The sequence below is a fragment of the Vibrio ouci genome (genome assembly GCF_004551525.1).
GTDB lineage: Bacteria > Pseudomonadota > Gammaproteobacteria > Enterobacterales > Vibrionaceae > Vibrio > Vibrio ouci.
This window is the reverse complement of the sequence record NZ_SATR01000205.1, coordinates 1-1,161: the sequence shown is the minus strand read 5'-3', so window position 1 is coordinate 1,161 and position 1,161 is coordinate 1. Positions and strand designations below refer to the sequence as shown.

The window sequence follows — 1,161 nt, the reverse complement described above, 5'->3', positions numbered from 1 at the left end:
GCGGCGTTATGCGCTTTCGTGAAAGTTGAACTAGCCAGTTGCTAGAATGAGTCGTAAACTTAGCCTAAACAGAAGCTTAGGTGATAAAAATGGCATTTTCTGAAATTGAGCATAAACGGTATGAAAAAGCAGTCGAGAAGTACCTCGATTCTTGTCGTCCACCTGTAGAAATTCGTAATGAGCTGGATTTTGGCTTTCGCATTCAAGATCAAGCAATAGAAATTTTTGAAATCAGGCCAAAATGGAATGACCCTTCTGAAAAAATTGAGAGTTCGGTAGTTAAAGCTAAATACTATAAATCTAGAAATGAATGGAAAGTTTACTGGATGAAATCAGACCTGAAGTGGCATTCTTACGAGCCAGTGCCAGAGGTTAAAACTCTCGAAGTTCTCTTTGAAGTTTTAGAAGCTGATACATATGGTTGTTTTTGGGGTTAAATCCAACCACGCGCATAACAAGCAATTTAAGAGGGATTCTCAACGCTTGGCACTTTTGCTTCTACTTCAAATTTAGTGGCTACGGTACAATGCGTTAGGTTGGGTGGTGGCGTTGTTCACCCCTTAATTGGGCGTTATGTTTTCGGGAGGAATTAAATGAATCCAAATATCCAATCAGCTCTGAGTTCGAAGGACAATATTCAAACCAAGATAAATGTCGGTGAGCGATATAGGTTGATGCACAAAAAGATAAAATCAGGAAGCCTTTGGATTGAAGTACAAGGGGAAGCGTATCGAGTCAAAGTTACAGGTGAAGTTAAGCTTAGGCTACAAAATTTTATCACTAAGTTAGTCGAGTCCGAACCAAGTGATGATCAAGGTAATCCAGTTTGGCACGTACCATTTGGTAGCAGCCTCAAAGCTATTATATGTGAGTACAATCGATTGGCTTAGGCTACAAACATAACAAATTGTTCAAGAGTGATTCGGCACGCGTGGCATTTTTACTATGCGTTAGTTTTAGTGGTTAAGGTGGTATGCGGATGCTTAGGTATTGCGTGCCTCACACCTTAACAAGGCGTTATGTTTACTTGAAATTCAAAGGCTTAAAGGTCTTAGGCTTTAGTTCTTTGTCCCTCTGGCAATCCGTCCCTAGTAGACTCAGCAAATCCGCATTGTCGGTCTAAGTTCTTGAATCACTCAGGCCGTAAAACATGCCAATGTT

The 1,161-nt window shown here is 40.5% G+C and carries 2 protein-coding genes; both read left to right on the top strand.

Going from position 1 to position 1,161, the window contains the following annotated elements; translation table 11 throughout:
• Positions 1–89 precede the first annotated feature (89 nt).
• Positions 90–437 (top strand): DUF3024 domain-containing protein, encoded by a 348-nt coding sequence (locus tag ELS82_RS25165; RefSeq protein ID WP_134837788.1) that lies wholly within the window; start codon positions 90–92, stop codon positions 435–437.
• A gap of 156 nt (positions 438–593) precedes the next feature.
• A complete protein-coding gene (locus tag ELS82_RS25160; protein WP_134837787.1) occupies positions 594–890 on the top strand; it encodes a hypothetical protein in 297 nt (98 codons plus the stop codon).
• Positions 891–1,161: the final 271 nt, after the last annotated feature.

Excerpts from the sequence above, each read along its gene's own strand:
- ELS82_RS25165 (WP_134837788.1), top strand. The coding sequence starts at position 90 with ATGGCATTTTCTGAAATTGAGCATAAACGGTATGAAAAAGCAGTCGAG.
- ELS82_RS25160 (WP_134837787.1), top strand. The coding sequence starts at position 594 with ATGAATCCAAATATCCAATCAGCTCTGAGTTCGAAGGACAATATTCAA.